This is a genomic window from Bacillus sp. 17RED48 (genome assembly GCF_019837545.1).
GTDB lineage: Bacteria > Bacillota > Bacilli > Bacillales > Bacillaceae_G > Bacillus_A > Bacillus_A wiedmannii.
On the sequence record NZ_JADAXG010000032.1, the window covers coordinates 1 to 5,300 of the forward strand.

Annotated in this window: 4 protein-coding genes and 4 pseudogenes; 2 read left to right on the forward strand and 6 right to left on the reverse strand. The window is 33.1% G+C overall.

Annotated elements, in window-relative coordinates; genetic code table 11:
* Nucleotides 1-164: 164 nt before the first annotated feature.
* A pseudogene (locus ILT06_RS31975) lies at nt 165-419 on the reverse strand (transposase domain-containing protein); the annotation flags it as partial.
* 33 nt (nt 420-452) lie between these two features.
* Nucleotides 453-764, reverse strand: coding sequence for a hypothetical protein (locus ILT06_RS31980; protein ID WP_222655987.1), 312 nt, complete (start codon nt 762-764; stop codon nt 453-455).
* A 265-nt stretch (nt 765-1,029) separates the two neighbouring features.
* Between ILT06_RS31980 and ILT06_RS31985 the strand changes: the two are divergent.
* A pseudogene (locus ILT06_RS31985) lies at nt 1,030-2,326 on the forward strand (IS3 family transposase).
* A gap of 196 nt (nt 2,327-2,522) precedes the next feature.
* Here ILT06_RS31985 and ILT06_RS31990 read toward each other — a convergent pair.
* From ILT06_RS31990 to ILT06_RS32005, 4 genes and pseudogenes are all read right to left on the reverse strand, one after another.
* Complete coding sequence (locus ILT06_RS31990) at nt 2,523-2,747, reverse strand: hypothetical protein (protein WP_222655988.1); 225 nt, start codon at nt 2,745-2,747, stop codon at nt 2,523-2,525.
* Nucleotides 2,748-2,956: 209 nt separating this feature from the next.
* Nucleotides 2,957-3,494, reverse strand: a pseudogene (locus tag ILT06_RS31995) (tyrosine-type recombinase/integrase).
* Nucleotides 3,491-3,966, reverse strand: a pseudogene (locus ILT06_RS32000) (ArpU family phage packaging/lysis transcriptional regulator). Before ILT06_RS32000 ends, ILT06_RS31995 begins: the two co-directional pseudogenes overlap by 4 nt.
* 356 nt (nt 3,967-4,322) lie before the next feature.
* Nucleotides 4,323-4,604 (reverse strand): hypothetical protein, encoded by a 282-nt coding sequence (locus tag ILT06_RS32005; RefSeq protein ID WP_098826691.1) that lies wholly within the window; start codon nt 4,602-4,604, stop codon nt 4,323-4,325.
* Between the two features lie 522 nt (nt 4,605-5,126).
* On the opposite strand from ILT06_RS32005, the gene ILT06_RS32010 reads away from it, so the two are divergent.
* Nucleotides 5,127-5,300: helix-turn-helix domain-containing protein (locus ILT06_RS32010; protein ID WP_222655989.1), on the forward strand; the 174-nt coding region annotated here is incomplete at its 3' end.

Consider the following 5,300-nt stretch of genomic DNA (forward strand, 5'->3'; position numbering starts at 1 on the left):
ACAATTCAAATTAAGGGCGCAGTCTGTCAAAAATCAGAATATATGTATCCAGCATTTGTTTGAATTTACCGCATAAGAGCTGATTCCGTTAGGAATCCATGTTTTATGTAATCTCTGTTCATTCTTTGCACCAAAACCTAGATTGCTCGGTAGAGGTAATATCAATCGCCTTTCACTTTGATATAGGTTTCATCCAAGTGCCAAGATAGCTGTGCAGATTTGTTATTCTTTTTCCAAATCTGATAAATGAGACTTCCATATTCATGAACCCAACGCATGATGGTTGTTGGATGAATCGAAACTCCACGTTCTTTCAGAATTTCAGAGACATCACGATAACTTAAAGAAAAACGACAATACTAGCCAACGGCTACCAAAATAATATCTTTTTTGAATTGTTTTCCTTTAAAATATCTCATGTATCATGCCCCTCGAGTCATTTTCTTTAAATTTTAACTTCGCTTAGAAAACTTTGCAACAGAACCCTTTCCCTTTAATCTTTCATTATTTGTTTCCACTCTAAATACGGAAGGAATGTTCTTTTGTCTTCTTATGCTAAATTCTTCAATTGTTACTATATGCTGAGGATTTAAATTGAATTGCATCTTATTCCCTGTTTCTATATCTATTTGTGGAACAAGAATAAACTTATTGTAAATCTCCCCATTCTTATTTGTAAGTTCCTTCTCAATTAAAATATTAGGCTGAATTGGCACAATATATTCATTCCCATTGGAGAAAATAATTTTAGAATAGCCACCCATCCTAATTACCACCCTTACCTCGTAAAATGACTGACCTGATACTGTATACTTATTTTTACTATTTTATATTAAATTACTTGCACTTTTAACACATACCATTTCTAAAGGAAGTGCTTTATGAAAATTGCACGCTGGTTGTTATTTATTTTCATTTTTCTCATCCTGCTATTTGTTTGGTTTGATTCTTAATACAAAAAAGAGCATCGCAATAAACTGCACCTCCAATTGTTAGACTGTGTCTAACAATTGGAGGTGCAGTTTTTCTATGGTTAAATTTACAGCTGATGAAAAAATACACATGGTTCAACCTTATTTGAACGGAAATGAAAGTTACCAAGAAATTAGTAAAGCGATTGGTATAAGAGAAACCATAATTTTGAATTGGGTAAACCAATATAAACAAAATGGTGTGGAAGCTTTTCTAAAACGGTATACAAATTACAATCAACAATTTAAACTAGACGTACTAAATTTTATGATTGAAAACGGTATGTCCTTATTTGAAAAAAACAATTCGAAACACAAGGAATCGATGCCCTTCAATCAAAGAAAAGGGGTGTCCATCCATGAAAAAAGAGTCAAATAAACAATCTAAACAAGCACCAGTTGAAGGTTCAGTTAAAGCACGTATTCAACAGCTTGAAATGGAAAATGGGTACTTAAAAAAGTTGAATACCTTAGTTCAAAACAAGGAAAAATCACGAAACAGGACAAAGCGCTAGTAGTCTATGGATTAAGGCATAAATATTCAGTGAAGGCACTCGTAGAGCTAGCTAACATTCCACGAAGCACGTATTATGATTTAGTAAAAAAAATGAATCGTCCGGATTTAAATGCAGATTTGAAAGCCGAAATTAAAGCGATTTATGAGGAAAATGAAGGGCGTTATGTCTACCGTTGTATTCGTGATGAGTTAACGAATCGTGGTCAGAAAGTGCATCACAAGAAGGTTCCGCGTATTATGAAAGAGCTTGGATTAAAGTGTATTGTGCGTATGAAAAAATATAAGTCTTATAAGGGGAAAGTCGGTAAAACTGCACCCAATATTTTAGCGCATAGCTTTCATGCAGATACACCGAATCAAAAATGGGTAACAGACATCACAGAGTTTAAATTGTTTGGAGAGAAACTTTATGTATCACCTGTATTAGACTTGTTTAATAGTGAGATTATTACCTATACAATTGGCTCTAGACCGAAGTATTCACTTGTTTCAGAAATGTTAGAGACAGCATTAGAACGTTTACCTAAAAATCACCAACTATTGATGCATTCCGATCAAGGGTGGCATTATCAAATGAAACAATATGTCCAGACACTTGAATCAAGAGGTATTGTGTAGAGTATGTCTCGAAAAGGAAACTGTTATGACAATGCAGTAATGGACAATTTCTTCGGGATCATGAAGGCGGAATTCCTCTACATAAAAGAGTTTGAAAGTGTAGGACATTTTAAAATAGATTCGGAAAATTATATAGATTAATATAATATTAATCTATATAAAGGTAAAATTAAAAATGAGTCCGGTGCAATACCGGACTCATTTTTATCAAGCTGCCTAATGGAATAACCGTGTCTAACTTTTAGGGAGCACTTTATTATTATTATTATGAAACCGTTTAAACAACATATCTATTATAAAGAAATTTTATGCGTCGTGTTTTCCCACCACTTCTCACAATACAAATATAACACGATAATTCCAAAACGGCCGGCATATTTCCTGCTAAAAAACGGTCACGACTCCGCCGTTTTTTTTCATATTTTGAATTTTTTTACTGTATCTGTTAACTCAACTGCCACTCCTAATAAGTTTTTTTTCGTTCCAATTTCTGCTTCTTTCTTTTTAATAAGCCACTCTGGATAATTTAATTCTTCTAGAAGATCTCTAAAATATTTTGGATTTACTTGTAGGATATCAGGGTTTTTCCCGTTAAACCTTCGATATTTAATTAGCGCCTCTAATAATTCTTCATTTAACATGAATTACATTTCCTCCCCTTATGTTCTACGTTTATAACTATTCATTACTTTCTACAATGATTCCTGTAAATGACTTACCCATATCCTGTATTGTGTGTAACTGACCCCTTCGCCAAATCCCTTGATATTATTGACTTAATTAAACTTTCCCTTTTGATTTACAAAGTACGAAATTTATGAGTAACTGTATAGTTAAAAAAAAGCAATGCTTAGATTTTAAACCTAGTCATTGCTTCCATTGCATCTTGGGTTACACCTATATAAACGTAGTGTGACCTTCTCTGACGATTGATTGAATATCTCCATGAGTAATGCTATGTTTTTCGTTTGCATGTACATATGATATCCATACATCTTTCTCAGTGTATGTGTTCCTATTCCATCTAATCCCAACTCTGCCGCTGCTCCACTTAATATCTTATATGTCATACTGCGATCGATTGGAGGATTCCTACCTGTCTTCTTTGTAATAAATACTCATTGTCTTCTCTTTCTTCAATAAACCATTTCAGTTCTCTTTTAAGAGATGCTGTACTTTGTATTCGTTTCTGCTTCCCTGTTTTTCCCTCATAGATATATGATTGCCCTTAACATCTTCTACCTTCAGTTTCAAAACGTCTGTGATTCTAAGACCTGTATTAATACCCATAATGAAGAGAATGTAATTACGTAAGCTCTCTTTTCCTTAAAATATTCTTTAAGCTGCTGCATTTGCCCTGGATCATGTATTGGCTGGACAAAATTCATGATTCATTCCCTTCAGTTTCATAAACTTCTAGCCTAAGAGCAAAGGCCAGTTTATAAAACGCTCTAGGTTTCACACGTCGATACGTACCTTCACTCATACCAATTTCGTTATACACTATATAATCGCATATATCTTCGTCTTCTAAATATCGTTTAACTATAATGTCCCTCTGTTTTTTTCCAGCTGTACTGTTTCCGAATCGACTTAATGCTTATTCAACTCGAAATGCCATTTTCTCTAACCATTCTTCACGTTGGCTTTGTTGAATATTAGAGATTACTACATCCTCTAACGGTTTGCCAACTGCATATGTAGGACCCTGTTCTCTCGTTTCATAAGAAGGAGTGACTTTCATTTCCTTACGCATCATTCCAAATTGCTTAATATACATATACTTTCAAGAATACCCTCTAATTTCTCTTGTGTTGCTGCTCTATCGATTTTGGGTAAGAAAGATAATTGCTTAGTCATTCCAGACCACTTCTTTTATTTTTTATAACTTTTGTCTTAAGCCTCCACGTCTACGCTCATAACAAGGTCTATGCATCCCCGTTAAATCCTCAAATCCACGAGTGCTAGAATTCTCTTTTGGTTTCTTCTTTTTTGTTTAGTTTGTTTTTTCCATTTACGTAATTGATCTCTTAATGCTTTCATTTTTTCCATCCTCCTTACAAAATAAGAAAGAGGACACCATTTCTTAAAACAGCTTGATTGCTGCTTCAATGAATTGGTGTCCTCTAGTTTTCTAACCGCACTGTACTGTATTCTATTCCTCTACTCAAACCATGTACGATAACTTTATTACTTTTCCTTCAATTAATTATATATTATACTTTAACATCCTCCATTGCTTCATTCTCCTCCTCTTGTATTACTTTCAATGCACTTAACATTAATTTGTAAAATGTATAATTATTTGTATAATCTATTTCTTTATAACTTTGCTTCATTTGAGTTACTACAGAAGTATTTTTATGATATTTTTCTATATATAAAATGCTTTTTGACACCCAAACTCCAAAATTAACTGAATCAAAGTATAATCTATCTTTGGATTGCCTTACCTCAGACTCTAATGCTTCCCCTAATTTTATTAAATGATATAGCACAGACTGTCACCCTCCTTCTAGTTCATGTATCAATTCGACAGAAAATTTGCGCATCCTACCAATTCTGATAAAATATTTTTCGCTATAAAATTACAAAAAACATTTAAATACCACTTAAAAGGAGTATTCTGTAACAAATTAATAAAATTCATCTCAATTGAGTAGCTTATATCTAAAAGGATTAATTATGAATTTTTTGATATATATATATATATATATATATATCAATTATCATTGGATAGATTGCACTATTCGGAATATGGTGAACTAAGTTTTTTCATTAAATACAGCTACCTCCCTGAATAAAGCTCAATAATCCGTCAATACTAATTGCAGGGTTCTGTTGCATAGTTTGAAAAACACAAACTTTGCAACAAAATATAGTTATCGTTTAAGCGGTTCTGAATAGCTCCTGTAATTCCTTGTATGTCGAAAAAGAGAAGTCTGGAATGATATGATCCCTTTATAGTAGACAGGAAAAAGAAAGCACATTAACCTATTTACTATGGAGGGGATTTTTCTATGGGAAAAATTAGAGTCACTTACGATGTAACATTTAAGAAAAAAGCTATAGATATATATTTACACGAAGGCATGAGCTATGAAACCGTTGCGAAAGAATTAGGTATTCATCACTCGATTTTAAGTCGTTGGGTAAAACACTTTGAAGCTGAAGGTATCAAAGGATTAGAAGTG

What these genes read in the sequence shown, in the direction of transcription:
- ILT06_RS31990 (WP_222655988.1), bottom strand. Translation starts at nt 2,747, where the DNA reads ATGTTAAATGAAGAATTATTAGAGGCGCTAATTAAATATCGAAGGTTT.
- ILT06_RS31980 (WP_222655987.1), bottom strand. Translation starts at nt 764, where the DNA reads ATGGGTGGCTATTCTAAAATTATTTTCTCCAATGGGAATGAATATATT.